Below are 19,376 nucleotides of genomic sequence, written 5' to 3' on the forward strand. Positions count from 1 at the left end.
GGCGGATTCGGCGTCACGGGGTGGCCTTGCGGGGACTTGCGTTGACGTTGCAGCCCTGCCCGCCCGCCATGGGAAACCCATGGCGGCGCGCCGCTGCCGCCACGATCAGCGTCGCCCCCAGCAACAGCACCAGTGCGGGCGCAAAGGCGGCGACGCCCACGCCTTCGAGCAGGAGGCCGCCGATCACGCCGCCGCCCGCGATCGCCAGATTCCAGGCCGTGACCAGCATCGACTGCGCCACATCGGCCGACTCGCCCGCGGTCTTGGCCAGTGCAGTCTGGAACAGCGTCGGCGCCCCGCCAAACGCCAGGCCCCATGCCGCCACCGCCGTGGTCACCGCGGCCGGATCATTGCCGCTGATGCCCAGGACCAATGCCGACAACGCGAACAGCACCGTGCTGGCCAGCGTCATCACGCGCAGGTGGCTGTCGATGAGAACGCCGATGACCCAGAGCCCGATCAACGACGACAGACCGAACACCAGCAACATCACGTCCGTGCGGTCCTCCATGCCGCGCGCCGCCAGGAACGGCGCGATGTAGGTATAGAGAATGTTGTGCGCCAGGACGAATGCGAACACCACGAACAGCACCGCGCGCACGCCCGGCAGGGTGAAGACGCGGCGCAGCGGCGCGCGCTTGCCCGCAGCCTGGCCCGCAAAGTCCGGCACCTGAATGCGCACCCATGCCATCAGGATCAGCGCCAGCGCGCTCATGATGCCGAAACACCAGCGCCATCCCACCAGGTTGCCCAGAAAGGTGCCCGCCGGCACACCCAGCGACAACGCCAACGGCGTGCCCACCATCGCGATGGCGATGGCCCGCCCTTTCTGATGCTCCGGCACCATGCGCGCAGCGTAGCCCGCGGCCAGCGCCCACAGCAGCCCGGCGGACACGCCGGCGACGAAACGCGCCGCCATCGTCAGCACATAGCTGGCGGACACCGTCGTGATGGTGTTGGCGATGACGAAGCCGGCGATCGCGGCCAGCAGCAACGGGCGGCGGCGCACGCCTCGCGTCGCGGCGGTCAACGGTATCGCCGCCACCAGCGAACCGATCGCGTAGATCGTCACCAGCTGTCCGGCCATCGCTTCGGAAATAGCCAGCCCCGCGCTGATCTGCGGCAACAGGCCGGCCGGCAGGGCTTCCGTCAGGATCGTGACGAAACCGGCCAGCGCCAGGGCCAGCAGTGCTGCAATGGGAAGACGCGCCTCGCGCGCGCCGGGGCCGGAGGCCGCCGCCTGATTACCTGCCATGTTCTGCCTTTTGATTGGCCGGCGGCGGGTGGAAATCCCCGACGCCAGCACGTGTTGTGGGAAGGCAGCCATGTTGGCGGCAAGTGCAGTCCGGGACAATAATGCCGGTGTTCAAAACATATCTGACAAATTGTCCTGAATCGCATCATGGTTGAATCGCTCAGCGCCATTGCCGCCTTCGTGCAAGCCGCCGAAATGCGCAGTTATTCCGAAGCCGCTCGCCATCTGGGCGTGTCGGCGTCGGCGGTGGGCAAGAGCGTCTGCCGGCTTGAAACACGCCTGGGCGTGCGCCTGCTCCATCGCAGCACGCGCAGCATCACCTTGACCGCCGAAGGCGCCGTTTTCCTGGAACGTTGCCGGCGCATCCTCTGCGAGCTCGAGTCCGCCGAACTCGAACTCTCCGAAACGCGCCAGGCGCCGCAAGGCCGATTGCGCATCAGCCTTCCGCTCGTCGGCATGCTGGTCATGCCGGCGTTGACCGCGTTCATGCACCGCTATCCCGCGATCGAACTGGACGTGGATTTTTCAGATCGTCTGGTGGACGTCATCAATGAAGGCTTCGACATCGTGATGCGCACGGGCGAGCCGACGGACTCGCGGCTGGTGTCGCGCCCGGTCGGCAACTATCGTCTGCTGCTTGTCGCCGCGCCGGGTTATCTGGCCAACCGCGGCACGCCGCGCAGTCCGGCTGACCTGCTGCATCACGCCTGCCTGCAGCATCGATTTCCCAGCACCGGCAAGCTTGAGCCGTGGCCGCTGAAGCGCGACGCAGGCATGGCCGAATGGACCGTGCCCGCGTCGATGGTGTGCAACACGTCCGCGGCCCTGCTGGATGTGGCAGTGGCAGGCCTGGGCATCGCGTGCCTGCCCGATTTTCTGGTGCGGCCTGCCCTGCTGCGTGGGGAACTGGTTTCGGTGCTGGACGCCCATGTCGAACACCAAGGCACATTCCGGCTGCTGTGGGCGTCCAGCAAGCATCTGGCGCCCAAGCTACGGGTGTTCATCGACTTCATGGGCGAGGAATTGTTCAAGGAGCGCGACGCCGCGACAGTATGAAAACCGCGGCGTAGGGCATTCGCCGATGGCCGGCGGCTGGTATTTGATGTACATATTTTGTATACATGATCGAACCCTCGCCCTGGAGGACCGATCAGCTCCTCCATGCAACCACCGCCGTCCCGCCGATGCCCCTCTACGACACCACGCTGCCCTACCCCCGCGACCTCGTCGGCTACGGACGCAATCCGCCGCACGCGCAGTGGCCGGGCAACGCGCGGATCGCCGTGCAGTTCGTGCTGAACTACGAAGAAGGCGGCGAAAACAGCGTGCTGCATGGCGACCCCGGCTCCGAGCAGTTCCTGTCCGAGATGTTCAACCCGGCCAGCTATCCGGACCGGCATCTCAGCATGGAAAGCATCTACGAATACGGATCGCGGGCAGGCGTGTGGCGCATCCTGCGTGAATTCGAAAAGCGGCAACTGCCGCTGACGGTGTTCGGCGTCGGCATGGCCCTGCAACGCCATCCCGACCTGACGGCAGCCTTCGTCGAACTGGGCCATGAAATCGCCTGCCATGGCTGGCGCTGGATCCACTACCAGGACGTGGACGAGGCCACCGAACGCGAGCACATGCGGCTGGCCATCGACGCCATCACCACGCTGACCGGCACGCGCCCGCTGGGCTGGTACACCGGACGCGACAGCCCGCGCACGCGCAGGCTGGTCGCCGACGACGGCGGATTCGAATACGACAGCGACTACTACGGCGACGACCTGCCCTTCTGGATGCAGGTCCGCAAGACCGATGGCTCGACCGCGCCGCAGCTCATCGTGCCCTACACGCTGGACTGCAACGACATGCGCTTCGCGCTGCCGCAGGGCTATTCGCACGCCGATCCCTTCTTCCAGTACCTGAAAGACAGCTTCGACGCGCTCTATGCCGAAGGCACCGAGGCACCCAAGATGCTCAGCATCGGCATGCATTGCCGCCTGCTGGGCCGCCCCGGACGCATAGTCGCCCTACAGCGCTTTCTGGATCACATCGCGCGCCACGACCGCGTCTGGATCTGCCGCCGGCTGGACATTGCGCGTCACTGGAAAGCCACGCACCCCTACACCCCCGACCGTTGAACAGGACGACCATGACCAACAATCTGAACGATCCGAAGGCCGAGCCGAGCCCGCGCGAGCGCCTCGGCGAACCCGGAATGGGCAAGGACATCTGGGACTGGCACGAGGCGCTCAGCGTCTACAGCGATCCGGGCTACGCCGAGAAAGGCCAACTCACAGTCACCTATCTGACCGACGCGCACCGCGCCTGCGCCGCGCGCATCTCGCAATGGATGAAGGACTGCGGCTTTGACGAGGTCGGCATCGATGCCGTCGGCAACGTGGTCGGGCGTTACCGTGCCGCGCAGCCCGGCGCACGGGTCCTCATGTCGGGCAGCCATTTCGACACGGTACGCAACGCCGGCAAGTACGACGGCCGGCTCGGCATCTTCGTGCCGATGGCCTGCGTGCGCGCGCTTCACCGCCAGAACCGCCGGCTGCCCTTCGACGTCGAGGTGATCGCCTTCGCCGAAGAAGAAGGCCAGCGCTATCGCGCGACGTTCCTGGGATCGGGCGCCCTGATCGGCGATTTCAAGCCTGAATGGCTGGACCAGAAGGACGCCGACGGCATCACCATGCGCGACGCCATGCTGCACGCGGGCCTGGACATCGACGGCATTGCCGGCCTGCGGCGCGATCCGGCCCGCTACCTGGGCTTTGTCGAGGTCCACATCGAACAAGGGCCCGTGCTGTACGAACTGGGGCTGCCGCTGGGCGTCGTCACGTCGATCAACGGCTGCGTGCGCTATCAAGTGCAGATCCTGGGCCTGGCCAGCCACGCGGGCACGACGCCCATGGACCGCCGGCGCGACGCCGCCGTGGCCGCCGCCGAACTGGCGCTGTTTGTCGAACGGCGCGCCGCCCGCGATGGCGACTCGGTCGGCACCGTGGGCATGTTCGAGGTGCCCAGCGGGTCGATCAACGTCGTGCCGGGCGAATGCCGATTCAGCCTGGACCTGCGTGCGCCCAGCGATACGCAGCGCGACGCGCTGGCGGAGGACGTGCTGGCCGAACTGACCGCCATCTGCCAGCGGCGCGGCCTGCGTTATGCGCTGGAGGAAACCATGCGCGCCGCCGCCGCGCCCAGCGATCCGCGCTGGCAGCAGCGCTGGGAACGCGCAGTCGGCGCGCTGGGCGTACCCGTGCACCGCATGCCCAGCGGCGCGGGCCACGACGCCATGAAACTGCACGAGGTCATGCCGCAAGCGATGCTGTTCGTGCGCGGCCAGAACAACGGCATCAGCCACAACCCCAACGAATCCACCACCAGCGACGATATCGAACTTGCCGCGCAGGCCATGCTGGGCCTGCTCGATGCGCTGGCCAACGAAACCTCGACATAACGCCATGACCGATTACGCCCGACTCGACGCCTGGGTTGACGCCCATTTCGACGAAGAAGTCCGCTTCCTGCAGGAACTGGTGCGCGTGCCCACCGACACGCCGCCCGGCAACAACGCGCCGCACGCGGTGCGCACCGCGGAACTGCTGCAGGGCTTTGGCCTTGAGGCCGAAGCGCATCCCGTGCCTGCGCAGGCCGTGCAGGACTACGGCATGCAGTCCATCACCAACCTCATCGTGCGGCGCGAATACGGCGATGAGGGCCCGCGCATCGCGCTCAACGCCCACGGCGACGTGGTGCCGCCCGGAGACGGCTGGACGCACGATCCTTATGGCGCCGAGATCGACAACGGCAGCCTGTACGGCCGCGCCGCCGCGGTCAGCAAGAGCGACTTCGCCAGCTTCACGTTCGCCGTGCGGGCGCTGGAAGCCGTCGCCAAGCCGACCCGCGGCGCGGTGGAATTGCACTTCACGTATGACGAGGAATTCGGCGGCCTGCTCGGTCCCGGCTGGCTGCTCGCGCAGGGGCTTACGCGCCCCGACCTCTTGATCGCGGCGGGCTTCAGCTATGAAGTCGTCACCGCGCACAACGGCTGCCTGCAGATGGAGGTAACGGTGCACGGCAAGATGGCCCACGCCGCCATTCCCAGCAGCGGCGTCGACGCCCTGCAAGGCGCCGTCGCGCTGCTCAATGCCTTGTATGCGCAGAACGCGCAGTACCGCAAGATCACGTCGCAGGTGCCGGGCATCTCGCATCCGTACCTGAACGTGGGGCGGATCGAAGGCGGCACCAACACGAACGTGGTGCCGGGCAAGGTCAGCTTCAAGCTGGACCGCCGCATGATTCCCGAAGAAAACGCCGCCGAGGTCGAGGCCGGCATCCGGCGCATCATCGAGGAAACCGCAGCGTCATGTCCCGGCATCCGCGTGGACATCAAGCGGCTGTTGCTGGCCAATTCGATGCGCCCGCTGCCAGGCGCGCAGCCGCTGGTGCAGGCCATCCAGCAACACGGCGAGGCCGTGTTCGGCGAACCCATCCCGGCGATGGGCACGCCGCTGTACACGGACGTGCGCTTATACGCCGAGGCCGGCATCCCCGGCGTGATCTACGGCGCAGGTCCGCGCACGGTGCTGGAATCGCACGCCAAGCGGAGCGACGAACGTGTCGTTCTGGAAGACCTGCGCCGCGCGACGAAGGTCATCGCGCGTACGCTGGCGGATCTGCTGCAACCGGGCACGGGTGTCTGACACCCTGTTCTACGCCAGCCGCATCACCCGGCGCCAGAACAGCACCGCCACCAGCACGAACACGGCCAGCCCCAGATAGGACGCCATGCCGGCGAAGTCTTCGCCAACGATCGCCAGCGGCGCCTCAGACCCTGCGGCCCCGATGATCGCGGCCATCAGCACGCCCACCAGGCTCTCACCCACGATCAGCCCGGAAGCGAGCAGCACGCCGCGGCGGTTGGCCGCTTCGGCGTAGCTCTCATAGGGCTGGCCGGCGGCGGCAGCGCGGCGGCGCAACGCGCCTTCCAGCAGCCACGCCAGCAGCGCGCCCGCCACGATGGGCGCGGCCACGGTCGGCGGCAGGTAGATGCCGATGCCCACCGCCAGCACGGGGATGCGCGCAACCTTGCACGTGCGCTTCAGAATTTCATCCACTACGATCAGCCCCACGCCGACAGCCATGCCGATCAGGATCATGGTCCAGTTGAGCTGGTGGGTGAAGATGCCGCGCGTGATCGCGAGCATCAGCGTGGCCTGCGGCGCCGACAGCGCCTGCGACGGGTCCATGCCCTCGCGCGGCATCGCGTCCGCGAAACCGTACGCGTTGTACAGCAGCTCCAGCACCGGCGAGATCACCGCCGCGCCCACCACGCAGCCGATCAGCAGCGCAACCTGCTGGCGCCACGGCGTTGCGCCCACCAGCCAGCCGGTCTTCAGGTCCTGCAGGTTGTCGTTGGAAATGGACGCCACCGCCACCACGGCCGACGTGCTGAAGATCGCCAGCGCGATCGCCATCTGCACGCCATTTTCCAGCGCCATCAGATCGCCGCCCACGCCCAGCATCAGCACCGACACCAGCACGATGGCGACGATGCCCACGCCGGAGATCGGGCTGGTCGACGAACCCACCAGGCCCGCCATGTAGCCGCAGGCGGCCGCCACCAGAAAACCGAACACGAAGGCAAACAGCACCGCGTAGGCCACCAGCTTCCAGATGGCGCCCGAGGACAACGGTGTGCCGGACAGGAAGACCTGGAACGTGAAGACCAGGATCGCCACCAGCACCAGCGTCACCGCCGAGATCCAGCCGGCCGACAGGTCACGCTCGGTGCGCGGCGCGGCCCCGGCGCGTGCGGCGCCCTCCTTGGTCAGCGCCGAAAACGACGCCTTCACGCCGCGCGCCATCGGCACGAACAGCGTCGCCAGCGTCCAGATCGCGCCCACGGCGATCACGCCCGCGCCAATGAAGCGCACCTGCGAGGACCACAAGCCTGTGGCGTACGAAGCCAGCGTCGCGCCGGCGGGCATGTCGCCCATGGCGGTCAGAATGGGCACCGCGATGCCCCACGCAATCACCAGGCCCGTCAGCATCGCCAGCCCGGCAACGATGCCGATCAGATAGCCCGCGCCCAGCAGCGCCAGCGAAAAGCCCATCGGCAGGCGGAACACCGCGCCGCCCAATGCAAACCAGCCGCTCACGCTGTCGCCCAGGACCCGCAGGCCGTTGGCCGCAAAGCTGACCACGGCCGCCGCGATGCCGCCGGCGACGATGTCGCCCATGCCGGTGGCGGCGGGTTTGGCCGAGGCGCCCGCGGCGTCCTGCGGCTCGTCCTGCGCGCGCTCGGCGCTGCCGACGCGCAGAATCTCGGCCGCCGCCACGCCCTCGGGATACGGCAGGTTGCTCTGCACCACCATCACGTGACGCAACGGAATCGTGAACATCACGCCCAGCATGCCGCCGGCCGCGCAGATGCCCAGCGTCTGCCAGAACGGAAAACCCTGCCAGTGGCCCATCATGACCAGCGCCGGCAGGATGAAGATGATGGCCGACAGCGTGCCGGCCGCCGAAGCCTGCGTCTGCACCATGTTGTTTTCAAGGATGTTGGCGTCCTTGAACATGCGAAGGACGGACATCGAGATGACCGCCGCCGGGATGGCGGACGAAAACGTCAGGCCCACCTTCAGCCCCAGGAACACATTCGAGGCGGTGAAGATGACGGTGATCAGCGCGCCGAGCAGGACGCCGCGGAACGTCAGCTCCGGCAGCGTGACCTCCGGCGGAACGCGGATGGGCTCAGTCATGGGTTTCTCCCTATTGATAGCCGCGAATTCTAGCGCCTGGCCGTCCACCCCGTGGTCACCAGCCGTAAGCACGATGCGGCGGTAGAACCTGCCGTGGCGCGGGACCCTGGCGAAAGATTATGCTGAAAGCGCCGGATTTGCCCGGGAATTTCGATGCCTCATGCCTGGCGCATGGGTCTAGGATGAGGATAAAAACAGGAGACGACTTACCATGCTCGACCCTCGCCAGCCTCTTTCCGCATCGGCCCGCCAAGACGACGCCGACCCCGCAGAAACCGCCGAATGGCGCGAAGCGCTGCAGTCCCTGCTGGAGGCGGACGGGGCCGATCGTGCCGGCTATGTGCTGGACAGCGTGCTGGGCCATGCCGCCTCGCTCGGCCTGCGCGCCAACAGCCAGACCCGCACCGCGTACCTGAACACCATTCCCGCCGACCAGGAACCGCCGTTTCCCGGCAATCTGGCCGTCGAAGAACGCATTGCCCGCATCAACCGCTGGAACGCGCTGGCGATGGTGGTGCGCGCCAACCAGGCGCATGGCGAACTCGGCGGCCACATTGCCAGCTATGCATCTGCCGCCGACCTGTTCGAGGTCGGCTTCAACCACTTCTTTCGGGCGCGTGCAGACGGCAGTCCCGGCGACATCGTCTACATGCAGCCGCACTCTGCGCCCGGCGTGTACGCGCGCGCCTTCCTGGAGGGCTTTCTGGGCGAGGACGACCTGGCGCACTTCCGCCAGGAAATCACGGCCACCACGCGCGGCCTGCGAGGCCTGTCGTCCTACCCCCACCCGTGGCTGATGCCCGACTTCTGGCAGTTCCCCACGGGTTCGATGGGTATCGGCCCCATCAACGCGATCTACCAGGCGCGCTTCATGCGCTACCTGGAGCACCGCTCGCTCGTGCCCGGCGCCGACCGCAAGGTGTGGGGCATTTTTGGCGACGGCGAAATGGACGAGCCCGAATCCATCGCCGCGCTCACGCTGGCCGCGCGCGAAAAGCTCGACAACCTGATCTTCGTCGTCAACTGCAACCTGCAACGCCTGGACGGTCCCGTGCGCGGCAACGGCCGCATCATCGACGAGCTGGAAACCCTGTATGCGGGTGCCGGCTGGAACGTCATCAAGCTGGTCTGGGGCAGCGACTGGGACGCCCTGCTGCGCCGGGACACGGGCGGCGCGCTGGCCCGCGCCTTCGCCAACACCGTGGACGGCCAGTTCCAGACCTTCGCGGCCAACGACGGCGCCTTCAACCGCGCCCATTTCTTCAACCAGAATCCCGAACTGGCTGCACTGGTGGCCGACTGGTCGGACGAAGCCATCGACCGCCTGAGCCGGGGCGGCCACGACATGGTGAAGATCCACGCGGCTTACCACCGCGCCGCGCGCCACCGCGGCCAGCCCACCGTCATCCTCGCGCAGACCAAGAAGGGGTTCGGCATGGGGACGGCCGGCCAGGGCAAGATGACCACCCACCAGCAGAAGAAGCTGGACGACGAGGCGCTGCTCGCCTTCCGCGACCGCTTCGCGCTGCCGATTTCCGACGCCGACTGCCTGGCGCTCAAGTTCTACCGGCCCGCCGACGACAGCGCCGAGCTGCGCCACCTGCAGGCGCGCCGCGCCGCGCTGGGCGGCTACATCCCGCGCCGCAATGCCGAAGCCCCGCGGCTCGCGCCCCCCGACGCGGACCAATGGGCGCGCTTCGCCCTGGCCGCCGACGGCAAGGAAATGTCCTCCACGATGGCCATCGTGCGCATGCTCACCGCGCTGCTCAAGGACCCGACCGTGGGTCCGCGCATCGTGCCCATCGTCGCGGACGAGGCCCGCACCTTCGGCATGGCCAACCTGTTCCGGCAGATCGGCATCTATTCCGCGCAGGGCCAGCTGTATGAACCCGAGGACATCGGCTCGGTGCTGTACTACCGCGAGGCCCGCGACGGCCAGATCCTCGAAGAAGGCATCACCGAGGCCGGCGCGATCTCGTCATGGACCGCGGCCGGCACCAGCTATTCGGTCAACGGCCTGCCGATGCTGCCCTTCTATATCTATTACTCGATGTTCGGATTCCAGCGCATCGGGGACCTGATCTGGGCCGCCGCCGACCAGCGCGCCCGGGGCTTTCTGATCGGCGCCACGTCGGGTCGCACGACGCTGGGCGGCGAGGGACTGCAACACCAGGACGGCTCCAGCCACATCATGGCCGCCACGGTGCCCAACTGCCGCGCCTACGACCCGGCCTACGCCTACGAGGTCGCCGTCATCGTCGAACACGGCATGCGCCGCATGCTGGACGAACAGCGCGACGAATTCTTCTACCTGACCGTCACCAACGAAAACCTGGCGCAGCCCGGCATGCCCCAGGACCCGGCCACGCGCGAAGGCATCCTGCGCGGCCTGTACCGGCTGCGGGCCGCGCGCGGCAAGGCGCAGGTCCGCCTTCTGGCCGCCGGCCCCATGTTGCGCGAGGCCGAGATGGCCGCCACGCGCCTGCAGGACGAATTCGGCGTGGGCGCCGAGGTCTGGAGCGTCACCAGCTATTCCGAGCTGGCCCGCAGCGGCCGCCAGGCTGAGCGCGCGCGCGTGCTGGGCCTGGACGCGCCCGACGATCAGGACTGGGTGCGCACCTGCCTGGGCGGCAGCGACGCGCCCGTAATCGGCGCCAGCGATTACGTGCGCGCCGTACCCGAACAGATCCGCGCGTACGTGCCCGCGCCCTACCGCACGCTCGGCACCGACGGGTTCGGCCGCAGCGACACCCGGGCCCGGTTGCGCGATTTCTTCGAGGTCAGCGCGGACTGGATCGTGCTGTACGCCCTGGACAGCCTGGGCAGGCAGAACGACACGCGCGCACTGCGCGAATCCCTGAATGCCGGCAGCCGCCAGGCGCCGCCCTGGGAGGTCTGACTCTCGTCCATCGAACCTCGACCATCGGACCGATGCACCGCTGGTGTTTGCTTGATTAAAAGCTAACCAAAGCGAACACTCGCTGCAGTGCAGCAACCAAGCACCCGCGCTTTCTGGTGAAATACGGGTGTTCCCCAAGCATTTCGCAAAGAATACGGCGGGCCGCGAGCCCGCCGTTTGTCATCCCGATTTTTCATCCCGTTTTTTTCCGTTAGCCCTTTCAGGCCCCGATCCCATGGACGAAACTCTCACCAAACTGGCGTTGGACTACCACGCCTATCCCACTCCCGGCAAAATCTCGGTCACCCCGACCAAGACCCTGGCCAACCAGGACGACCTGTCCCTGGCCTACTCCCCCGGCGTGGCTGCGGCTTGCATGGCCATTTTCGACCAGGGCGACGACGCCGCCTCCAAGTACACGTCGCGCGGCAATCTCGTGGGCGTGATCACCAACGGCACCGCCGTGCTGGGCCTGGGCAACATCGGCCCGCTGGCCGCCAAGCCCGTGATGGAAGGCAAGGGTTGCCTGTTCAAGAAATTCGCCGGGATCGACGTGTTCGACATCGAACTGGCCGAGAACGATCCGGACAAGCTGGTCGACATCATCGCGGCGCTGGAACCCACGCTGGGCGGCGTCAACCTTGAAGACATCAAGGCGCCCGAATGCTTCTACATCGAGAAGAAGCTGCGCGAGCGCATGAAGATCCCCGTCTTCCATGACGACCAGCACGGCACCGCCATCATCTCGTCGGCCGCCATCCTGAACGGCCTGAAGGTCGTGAACAAGGACATCGGCTCGGTCAAGCTGGCGTGCTCGGGCGCCGGCGCCGCCGCCATCGCCTGCCTGGACCTGCTGGTTCACCTGGGCATCAAGCGCGAAAACATCTTCGTGGTGGACTCGCGCGGCGTCATCTGGGATGGCCGCGACGAAAACATGGAAGCCAACAAGAAGCGCTACGCGCAAAAGACCGACGCGCGCACGCTCGCTGACGTGGTCAATGGCGCCGACGTGTTCCTGGGTTGCTCCACCGCCGGCGTGCTCACCGCCGACATGGTCAAGACCATGGCCGACCGTCCGCTGATCCTGGCCCTGGCCAACCCGGAACCCGAAATCCGCCCCGAAGTCGCCAAGGCCGCGCGCCCCGACTGCATCATCGCGACCGGCCGTTCGGACTACCCGAACCAGGTCAACAACGTCCTGTGCTTCCCCTTCATCTTCCGCGGCGCCATGGATGCCGGCGCCTCGCGCATCACCGAAGAAATGAAGCTGGCGTGCGTCAAGGCCATCGCCGATCTGGCGCAGGCCGAGCAGAACGATGAAGTCGCCCGCGCCTACGCCGGCCAGGAACTGTCGTTCGGCCCCGAGTACATCATTCCGAAGCCGTTCGATCCGCGCCTCATCGTGCAGATCGCCCCGGCCGTGGCACAAGCTGCCGCCGACTCCGGCGTCGCCGCTCGTCCCATCGAAGACATCGAAGCCTACCGCCAGAAGCTGATGGGCTTCGTGTACCACTCGGGCCAACTGATGCGCCCGCTGTTCGCCCAGGCCAAGAAGGCGCCCAAGCGCGTCATCTACGCCGACGGCGAAGACGAACGCGTCCTGCGCGCCGTGCAGACGGTGGCGGACGAAAAGCTGGCGTTCCCGATCCTGATCGGCCGTCCCGCCGTCATCGAGATGCGCATCCAGAAGGCCGGCCTGCGCCTGGTCGCCGGCGAGCACTTCGAGATCGTCGACCCTGAAGACGACAGCCGCTTCAACGAGACGTGGAACGCGTACTACCAGCTGAAGGGCCGTGAAGGCGTGACGCCGGCCATCGCCAAGGCGATGATCCGCAAGCACAACACGCTGATCGGCGCGATGCTGCTGCGCCGTGGCGACGCCGATGCGCTGCTGTGCGGCGTGGCCAGCAAGTACGACAACCAGCTCAAGTACATCGACGAAATCATCGGCAAAAAGGAAGGCCAGACGTACGCCGCCCTGAACGTGCTGATGCTGCCCGACCAGACGCTGTTCGTCACCGACACGCACGTCAACGAGAACCCGTCGGCCGACGAAGTCGCCAGCATCACCATCCAGGCCGCCGATGAGATGCTGCGTTTCGGCGTCGTGCCCAAGATTGCCCTGCTGTCGCACTCGAACTTCGGCAGCCGCGTCACGGAGTCGTCGCGCAAGATGGCCGCTGCGCGCCAGATCGTGCAAGACCGCGCGCCCGATCTCGAAGTCGACGGCGAAATGCACGCTGATGCCGCCCTGTCCGAAAAGATCCGCGTCCTGGCCTACCCGGACAGCACGCTGAAGGGCCGCGCCAACCTGCTGGTCATGCCCAATCTGGACACGGGCAACATCACGTACAACATGCTGAAGATGACCGGCAGCAATGGCGTCGCGATGGGTCCGATCCTGCTGGGCGCCGCGCGTCCCGTGCACATCCTGACCACCAGCGCCACCGTGCGCCGCATCGTCAACATGACGGCGCTGGCCGTGGTCGACGCGCAGCAGGAAGCCGCTGAAGAAGCCAAGAAGCGCCGCCGCTGATCGCACCGTCTCGCTGCAGACACGCGGGCGCCCCTGAACGGGGCGCCCGTTTTATTTCGGGATGGTAAAACCTAGCTTGTCCTTTACCCTGGAGACGACATGCTGGCCGATGCAATGTATGCCTGGTTCCACTATCTGGCGATCTTCGTAATGGTGGTGGTCATGACCGCCGAAGCCGTATTGCTGCGCCCCGACCTGACGGCCGCCGGCGTGAAGCGTCTTATCATCTACGACCGCCTCTATGGCCTGTCCGCGATCCTGGTGCTCATCACCGGTGTGCTGCGGCTGACGCTGGGCGCCAAAGGCGCGGCGTTCTACATGGGCAATCCCTGGTTCCACGCCAAGATCTCGCTCTTCGTCGTCATCGCGCTCTGTTCCATCCCGGCCACGCTCATCTTCCTGCGCTGGGCAAAGCAACGTCGCCAGCAGCCGGCGTTCGTCCCCGCCCTGCCCGAGATCAAGCGCGCCCGGCGCTGGGTGATGATCGCCTCGCACCTGTTCATCTTCCTGCCGCTCTTCGCGGTGCTGATGGCGCGCGGCATCGGCTATTGACGCATCCGGCGGCTGACGCGCCCGCTCAGGGGCAGCGCGCCCGGGCCGGGCGCGCCGGCTCCTTGCCGTCGATGATGAAGGTGTCGAAGCGGATCACGCCCGCCGCTTCGTTGTCCACGATGTCCACGACCTCGCCTTGCAGCGTCTGCAAGACGGACTTGCCCTCCGGCACATCCTCATGGCCGGCGCGCTTGGCAGCCTGCCCGTTCCACGGCGAAAAAACCAGCACACCGGGATACGGTTCGCGCTCGCCCGCGGCCTTGCGCCGCGCAGTCTTGAATTGCGTGCCGGCGGGGTAGGTCAGCCCGCCGAACGGGGTGCTGCAGGCGAGCTCCGCATCCGTGACCCGCAGCACTTCGCGCGACGCATCCAGATAAAGGCTCGGCCGGCTCAGGTAAAGCCCGAACACCTGCACGGCAGTCGTGCCATTCACGCTCACCCGCCAACGGTCCGGGTCGCGCGAACCATCGGTATAGACGGTGCCGTCAGACCCCCGCAGCACAGCCCCCGGCGCGATCTCCAGGTCTGCGGCCCGGTTGCCGTCCGCCAGCACACATTGTTCAAACGCCTTCAAGGCGCCATCGGGCATCACGTCGAACTCGATGTCCTGCGTGGCGTCACAACGCCAGCCCTGCACGTCCTGCACACCGGCGCCGCGCAGAATGACCGATCGCGGATGCCTGCCCAGTAGCGCATACGTGTCCTTCTCGTATTCGGCATCGAGATAACGCCGCACGATCGTCGCGTTCACACCCAGCATGGACACCGCCTGCGGAAAGCTGGCCTCGACGTAGGTGTCGAGTTTTCCTTCGTCCTGCAGTTTCAACCGCGTACCGGCAGGCATCGTGACACCGCTCACTGTCGTGGCCTGCTGCAACGTCACATTGCGTGCCGCTTCGCCGCGTTCGATCTCCCGCTCGATCTGCCACATCATGGCCTGGAACCACGCATAAAAGCCGAATGGCACCAACAGTGCCACGCACAGCAACGCCGACGTCTTCCAGTATTTGCGAACCGTGCGCCGCGCGCCGCGGCTGATCGCCAGAACCAGCCCCCATCCCAGCAGCAAGAGTCCTGCGAAGAAGCCGGCGGTAAGCAAGATGAAAAAACTGGCGCTGGGAAGTGCTATCGGAATCATGGCGGTGATGCTATCCGCAAAATTACTCTGTGGCGAATTATCAGAATTTTATTAAAGACACCACTTCTCAGACCGAATGTAATGACCCCTGTCGACGGAAACACACCCTGAACCGCTGAAAAACACCGTCGGCAAATCGTTTTTCAGCCCTTTTTGACAGACATCAAATCATGAAATCCAAGGTGTTCATTGCGCTGGCCATCAGCGCCTTCGCTTCCACTTCGCAACTGGCGTTCGCCGCCGACGGCACAATCAATTTCACGGGCGCAATCTCCGCCAACACGTGCACCATCGACGGCAACGGCAGCGGCAACAAGAATTTCAACGTGCTCATGCCCTCGGTCGGCGTCGACGCCCTGACCACGGCAGGCCAAACGGCCGGTACCACGCCTTTCACCATCCGACTGACCGCATGCACCCCGGACACGGGCACGGTCCACACCCTTTTCGAACCCGGCTCCAATGGCAATGCCGCAACCGGCAACCTGACAATCGGCGCGGGTGGCGCAAACAACGTTGAAATCCGCCTTCTGAATGGCGACGCAACGCCCATCAACGTCACGGTGGCCGACGAAGCCCAGAACTCCAAAGCCGTTTCCCTGAGCAGCGGCGAGGCCTCGCTCAATTACCTGGCCCAGTATTTCGCACTCGGTCAGGCCAGCGCCGGCCACGTAACCGCCACCGCCAAATACACCATCATTTACCAATAAGCCGCCAGGCTTGGCCTCTGCAATGCCTTGAAGCCGCCCGGATCAGTAGTCAAGACCCACCGTTATAGTCCGAGGAATCCGATGAACCCATTCAACGTAGTCATTGCCGCCACCGCGTTGGCAGGCTGTATTTCCGCCGCAGCGCCGGCCACCGCATCCGTCGTCATTGGCGGCACTCGCATCATCTACGAGGCCGGGCAGGCGGAAGTCAACGTCAAGCTCAAGAACGAGGGCAGCCAGCCCGCCCTCACCCAGGCCTGGATCGACAAGGGCGACGCCAAGGCGGCGCCGGGATCCATCCAGGTGCCGTTTATCGTGACCCCGCCCGTCACCCGGATCGACCAGGGCAAGGGCCAGACCCTGCGCCTGATGCACACGGGCGAACCGATGGTCCAGGACAAAGAGTCCGTATTCTGGCTCAACGTGCTGGAAATTCCGCCCAAGGACAAAGCCAACCAGAACCTGCTGCAGATGGCATTCCGCTCGCGGATCAAGCTGTTCTACCGGCCCGCAGGGCTCAAAGGCATGGCCGAGGACGCGCCCTCGCAAGTCAGCTGGCGCCTGGTCAAGTCCGGCAACCGCAACGCCATCGAAGCCACCAATCCCACGCCGTATCACGTCACCTTCATCGAGGTAAACGTGGCAAGCAACGGCAAGCGCGCAAAGTTCACCGACGGGGACATGCTTGCCCCGGGCGAAAAAAAGATCCTTCCCCTTGTGGGCGACGTGGTCCAGGGCGCAAATGCCGAAGTCACGTACCGCTTCCTGAATGACCATGGCGGCGCGGTCAAAGGCGCCCGGTCCGTCAGCGCCACCTAGCACGACACAAGCATTACCGGCCCGGATCGACCGGCCGGCTGTCTGCTCACCCATCCCACTCCCGACGCCAGCAACGCGGCACGATCGGCCGGCATCAGCCTGCCGGCAGCGCCGCGCCTGATCACGCCCCTGCCCATCATGGAACGTCTTGCCACCACGCCGCATTTTGCGCTCGTCGCGATCACGCTAAGCCTGCTCAGCGCAACTGCCTGGGCCTCAGGCAGCACCGAGCTCGCCGCCATGGAAGCGGACGTGGAGTTCAACGATGCCTTTCTGGGCGGCGCGAACGTGGACGTCAGCCAGTTCTCGCGCTCAAACAGCGCAATCCCGGGCGCCTACCGTCTCGACGTGCTGGTGAACGACCGCTGGCTGGGTCGCTCTGACGTGCGCATCGATAAATCGTCTTCCGCAAACGCGCCGCTTCAGGCGTGCTTCGATCAGGCGCTCGTGGAGCTGGTGGGCATCGATCTTGCCAAGGTTGACGCCGCGGGCGCCGGACGGTTGTCGGGCGACCAATGTGTTGCGCTGACCGACCTGGTGAAGGAAGCGCGCGCGGAGTTCGATGCGGGCGAGCAGCGGCTGATCGTGACGGTGCCGCAAGCGTCGCTGGTCCGGCAGGGCCGCGGTTTCGTGGACCCCAAACATTGGGACGAAGGAGTGCCCGCCGCGCTTCTGAATTACAACGCCAACTTCTACACCTCTCGCGCCGATGGCAAGGCTTCGACGCAGAGTTTTGCGGGCCTGAATGCCGGCGCGAACTTGGGCCCCTGGCGCCTGCGTCACACCGGCAACGCGACCAAGGACAGCAAGCGCGGCCTGCAGTATCAAAGCGTGCAGACGAATCTGCAGCGCAACATCACCGGCATGAAAAGCCAGCTGGTCATCGGCGACGCGTTCACGGACGGGTCCACTTTCGACAGCGTCGGGTTTCGCGGCGTACAGATGTCCAGCGACGATCGCATGTATCCCGAATCGCAGCGCGGCTTTGCGCCTACCCTGCGCGGCATCGCCAACACCAACGCGCGCGTCCAGGTCCGCCAGAACGGCAACATCATTTACGAAACCACCGTGGCCCCCGGCCCGTTCATCATCGACGACCTGTATGCCACCGGATACGGCGGCGACCTGGAAATGGTGGTCAACGAAGCCGACGGCCGTGTCCTGGTCTCCCGGGTTCCTTTCTCTGGCGCCGTGAATTCCTTGCGCCCGGGCGTGACCCGATACAGCGTGACCGCGGGCCAATACCGCACGCCGCAGACGGCCGATCGGCCGTTGATGGCGCAAGCGACCGTGCAGCATGGCATCAACAATCTCGTGACCGCCTACGGCGGCCTGACCGCGGCCCAAGGCTACGGCGCCGTATTGGGCGGCGCCGCGTTGAACACGGACTTCGGCGCGTTTGGGCTGGACATCACGCAGGCGGCCACGCGCCTGCCCAAAGAAAAGAACCGCAATGGACAAAGCGTCAAACTGAGCTACTCCAAGTTTCTGGAGCCCACCAGCACCAGCCTCACCCTGGGCGCCTATCGCTATTCCAGCCGCGGCTACCTCAGCATGGCCGACGCCATGGAACTGCGATCCCGGCAGGAGCACGGGCAAGGCGCAGGTCAATATGGAACGCAGCGCGGCCGCCTGCAGGCGACCATCAACCAGAAACTGCCGCAGGGTTATGGGTCCGTCCATTTCACCGGATCGACGCAGGATTACTGGGACAAACCCGGCCGCGATACCCAGCTCCAGGCCGGTTACAGCAACAGCTACAAGAACGTGAACTACAGCGTGTCGGCGACGCGTCAGCTCAACGTGGGTACGCAGAAGTGGGACAACCAGGTCATGCTCAACGTGGGCATTCCGCTGGGCCGCAACCAGAACCCGGTCTACGCGTCGACCAGCATGCAGAAGGGATCGGATGGTTCGGGCAGCATCCAGCAGTCGGTGGCGGGAGCCCTCGGCGCCGGCAACGCGTTCAACTATGGCGTGAGCGCCGGGCGCGCCATGTCGTCAAATGGTCCAGCCAACACCAACATCGCGGCAAACGCCTCGTACCGCACGCCGGTGGCGGCCGTGTCGGCCAACGCCAGCACCAGCTCGAACTACACGCAATACGGTGCGGGCCTTTCCGGCGGCGTTGTGGCGTATGGCGGCGGCGTCGTCATGACCCCGAACTCCGGCGAAACGATCGCAATCGTCGAGGCCAAAGACGCTGCCGGCGCCCGGGTGCTGACCAGCAGCGGGGTGCGCCTGGATTCCAAGGGCCGCGGCGTCGTATCGACCTTGACGCCCTACGCCAGAAACAGCATCGAGCTCGACCCTAAGGGCCTGCCGCTGAACGTCGAACTCAAGGCGACCGAACAACATGTGGCCCCCACCGCCGGCGCGGTGGTTCGGCTGAGCTTCGAAACCGAAAGCGCTGGAAGCGCGGCGCTGCTGACGGTTGCCACGCGCAGCGGCGAACCCCTTCCCTTCGGCGCCGACGTGCGGGACGCAGAGGGCAACAGCGTGGGTGTCGTGGCACAGGGCGGCCGCATTCTCGCGCGCGGACTGAAGAACAAACAAGGTGTCCTGACCGTGAAATGGGGCGCGAACGATGGCGAAACCTGCACGTTCGGTTACGCCCTTCCCGAGCAGCGATCCAAGGCCGAATCGCTGCCTCAGGCAACCGGCCTGCTCTGCGAAGAGACGGCGCCCCGCCTGATCGCCAAAAACTGA

At 66.0% G+C, this 19,376-nt stretch carries 12 protein-coding genes and 1 pseudogene; 10 read left to right on the plus strand and 3 right to left on the minus strand.

Going from position 1 to position 19,376, the window contains the following annotated elements; genetic code table 11:
• Positions 1-13 precede the first annotated feature (13 nt).
• Entirely contained in the window at positions 14-1,255 is a 1,242-nt protein-coding gene (locus tag B2W22_RS18790; protein WP_286939141.1) for an MFS transporter, read from the minus strand.
• A 147-nt stretch (positions 1,256-1,402) separates the two neighbouring features.
• On the opposite strand from B2W22_RS18790, the gene B2W22_RS18795 reads away from it, so the two are divergent.
• From B2W22_RS18795 to B2W22_RS18810, 4 genes and pseudogenes are all read left to right on the plus strand, one after another.
• The gene (locus tag B2W22_RS18795; protein ID WP_175122883.1) at positions 1,403-2,311 is read left to right on the plus strand and encodes a LysR family transcriptional regulator; all 909 of its coding nucleotides are present in this window, start codon (positions 1,403-1,405) and stop codon (positions 2,309-2,311) included.
• Positions 2,312-2,439: 128 nt separating this feature from the next.
• Positions 2,440-3,384 carry an allantoinase PuuE gene (puuE, locus tag B2W22_RS18800; RefSeq protein WP_286939143.1) on the plus strand — a complete coding sequence of 315 codons (945 nt, stop codon included), beginning with the start codon at positions 2,440-2,442 and terminating at the stop codon, positions 3,382-3,384.
• A 71-nt stretch (positions 3,385-3,455) separates the two neighbouring features.
• Positions 3,456-4,706, plus strand: a pseudogene (locus tag B2W22_RS18805) (hydantoinase/carbamoylase family amidase); the annotation flags it as partial.
• 4 nt (positions 4,707-4,710) lie between these two features.
• Positions 4,711-5,952, plus strand: coding sequence for a M20 family metallopeptidase (locus B2W22_RS18810; protein ID WP_175137374.1), 1,242 nt, complete (start codon positions 4,711-4,713; stop codon positions 5,950-5,952).
• A gap of 9 nt (positions 5,953-5,961) precedes the next feature.
• Here the strand turns inward: B2W22_RS18810 and B2W22_RS18815 are convergent, their stop codons facing one another.
• The gene (locus B2W22_RS18815) at positions 5,962-8,013 is read right to left on the minus strand and encodes an OPT family oligopeptide transporter (RefSeq protein WP_175122886.1); all 2,052 of its coding nucleotides are present in this window, start codon (positions 8,011-8,013) and stop codon (positions 5,962-5,964) included.
• Positions 8,014-8,224: 211 nt separating this feature from the next.
• On the opposite strand from B2W22_RS18815, the gene mdeB reads away from it, so the two are divergent.
• From mdeB to B2W22_RS18830, 3 genes are all read left to right on the plus strand, one after another.
• Positions 8,225-10,912, plus strand: a complete 2,688-nt coding sequence (gene mdeB / locus B2W22_RS18820; RefSeq protein ID WP_239216238.1) for an alpha-ketoglutarate dehydrogenase — start codon at positions 8,225-8,227, stop codon at positions 10,910-10,912.
• A 235-nt stretch (positions 10,913-11,147) separates the two neighbouring features.
• On the plus strand, positions 11,148-13,448 hold the full coding sequence (locus B2W22_RS18825; protein WP_239216240.1) for an NADP-dependent malic enzyme: 2,301 nt from the start codon (positions 11,148-11,150) through the stop codon (positions 13,446-13,448).
• Between the two features lie 99 nt (positions 13,449-13,547).
• Positions 13,548-14,000 carry a DUF2214 family protein gene (locus B2W22_RS18830; protein WP_175122889.1) on the plus strand — a complete coding sequence of 151 codons (453 nt, stop codon included), beginning with the start codon at positions 13,548-13,550 and terminating at the stop codon, positions 13,998-14,000.
• Between the two features lie 25 nt (positions 14,001-14,025).
• Here the strand turns inward: B2W22_RS18830 and B2W22_RS18835 are convergent, their stop codons facing one another.
• Positions 14,026-15,138, minus strand: a complete 1,113-nt coding sequence (locus tag B2W22_RS18835) for a hypothetical protein (protein WP_286939147.1) — start codon at positions 15,136-15,138, stop codon at positions 14,026-14,028.
• A gap of 170 nt (positions 15,139-15,308) precedes the next feature.
• Here B2W22_RS18835 and B2W22_RS18840 point away from each other — a divergent pair, with 170 nt between their 5' ends.
• The 3 genes from B2W22_RS18840 to B2W22_RS18850 all read left to right on the plus strand — a co-directional run bounded on the left by B2W22_RS18840 (position 15,309) and on the right by B2W22_RS18850 (position 19,376).
• The gene (locus B2W22_RS18840; RefSeq protein WP_175122891.1) at positions 15,309-15,848 is read left to right on the plus strand and encodes a fimbrial protein; all 540 of its coding nucleotides are present in this window, start codon (positions 15,309-15,311) and stop codon (positions 15,846-15,848) included.
• An 81-nt stretch (positions 15,849-15,929) separates the two neighbouring features.
• A complete protein-coding gene (locus tag B2W22_RS18845; protein ID WP_175122892.1) occupies positions 15,930-16,667 on the plus strand; it encodes a fimbria/pilus periplasmic chaperone in 738 nt (245 codons plus the stop codon).
• 138 nt (positions 16,668-16,805) lie between these two features.
• Positions 16,806-19,376: a fimbria/pilus outer membrane usher protein gene (locus B2W22_RS18850; RefSeq protein WP_239216244.1), complete on the plus strand. Its 2,571-nt coding sequence runs from the start codon at positions 16,806-16,808 to the stop codon at positions 19,374-19,376.

Source organism: Achromobacter sp. UBA4530 (assembly GCF_002388205.1).
Classification (GTDB): Bacteria; Pseudomonadota; Gammaproteobacteria; order Burkholderiales; family Burkholderiaceae_B; genus Achromobacter; species Achromobacter animicus.

Excerpts from the sequence above, each read along its gene's own strand:
- B2W22_RS18795 (WP_175122883.1), top strand. The coding sequence starts at position 1,403 with ATGGTTGAATCGCTCAGCGCCATTGCCGCCTTCGTGCAAGCCGCCGAA.
- B2W22_RS18790 (WP_286939141.1), bottom strand. The coding sequence starts at position 1,255 with ATGGCAGGTAATCAGGCGGCGGCCTCCGGCCCCGGCGCGCGCGAGGCG.
- B2W22_RS18810 (WP_175137374.1), top strand. The coding sequence starts at position 4,711 with ATGACCGATTACGCCCGACTCGACGCCTGGGTTGACGCCCATTTCGAC.
- mdeB (WP_239216238.1), top strand. The coding sequence starts at position 8,225 with ATGCTCGACCCTCGCCAGCCTCTTTCCGCATCGGCCCGCCAAGACGAC.
- B2W22_RS18830 (WP_175122889.1), top strand. The coding sequence starts at position 13,548 with ATGCTGGCCGATGCAATGTATGCCTGGTTCCACTATCTGGCGATCTTC.
- B2W22_RS18835 (WP_286939147.1), bottom strand. The coding sequence starts at position 15,138 with ATGATTCCGATAGCACTTCCCAGCGCCAGTTTTTTCATCTTGCTTACC.
- B2W22_RS18815 (WP_175122886.1), bottom strand. The coding sequence starts at position 8,013 with ATGACTGAGCCCATCCGCGTTCCGCCGGAGGTCACGCTGCCGGAGCTG.
- B2W22_RS18850 (WP_239216244.1), top strand. The coding sequence starts at position 16,806 with ATGGAACGTCTTGCCACCACGCCGCATTTTGCGCTCGTCGCGATCACG.
- B2W22_RS18845 (WP_175122892.1), top strand. The coding sequence starts at position 15,930 with ATGAACCCATTCAACGTAGTCATTGCCGCCACCGCGTTGGCAGGCTGT.
- puuE (WP_286939143.1), top strand. The coding sequence starts at position 2,440 with ATGCCCCTCTACGACACCACGCTGCCCTACCCCCGCGACCTCGTCGGC.
- B2W22_RS18840 (WP_175122891.1), top strand. The coding sequence starts at position 15,309 with ATGAAATCCAAGGTGTTCATTGCGCTGGCCATCAGCGCCTTCGCTTCC.
- B2W22_RS18825 (WP_239216240.1), top strand. The coding sequence starts at position 11,148 with ATGGACGAAACTCTCACCAAACTGGCGTTGGACTACCACGCCTATCCC.